Genomic DNA, 635 nt, shown 5'->3' with positions numbered 1-635 from the left:
ACATAACGCCCAATTAAGGGGTGAACAACGCCTCCACCCAAACCTAAAGCATTGTGCCATAAACACTAAATTTGAAGTAGAAGCAAAAGTACCAAGCGTTGTGAATCCCTCTTAAATTGATTGTTATAACCCATTTCACTCCGTATCTTGTGCCTTTTCAAAGGCATCCGCATTAGCTTTGTTTACTTGGGATTGAATACGATTGCCTGTGTAGAAGATCGTAATTACAGCCGTAAAAGCATATAAATATGAGTAATAGCTAAACAACGAAATCATGCCAAACATGAAGCTATATATAGATATAGCGGGTAAACTGCCTAGGTCATTCCATGGATAAAGCGTGTAGTAAATGCGATTAACATAGCCTTTGATATTGCCAAATAAAGCCAAAAAGAGCGATAAGCTTGCATTTAAAATTACGCTGATGCAAAAAAACACTGACGCGAATTTTATCGACAATGCGTTAATCGTCGGTGGCTGAGCACTCAGCAAGCTAAGAAAAAACGCAACAGAAACTGCGGGGAATGAAGTGTGCACCCAAAAATAGATAGTTCTGAATTCAAATTTTTCCATATTGTATACTCTGATTTCCGGTGGGTTATAACGCCCGCTTAAGGGGCTGACAACGCTACTAC

The 635-nt window shown here is 39.4% G+C and carries 1 protein-coding gene; it reads right to left on the bottom strand.

From position 1 onward, the window contains the following. Positions 1-135: 135 nt before the first annotated feature. The coding region (locus tag FKN93_RS17525) for a hypothetical protein (protein ID WP_212755199.1) at positions 136-635 on the bottom strand (500 nt) is incomplete at its 5' end.

The organism is Vibrio sp. A8-1 (genome assembly GCF_013048685.1).
Classification (GTDB): Bacteria; Pseudomonadota; Gammaproteobacteria; order Enterobacterales; family Vibrionaceae; genus Vibrio; species Vibrio metschnikovii.
The sequence above is the reverse complement of the archived record's forward strand: the minus strand, read 5'-3'. Positions and strand labels throughout refer to the sequence as shown.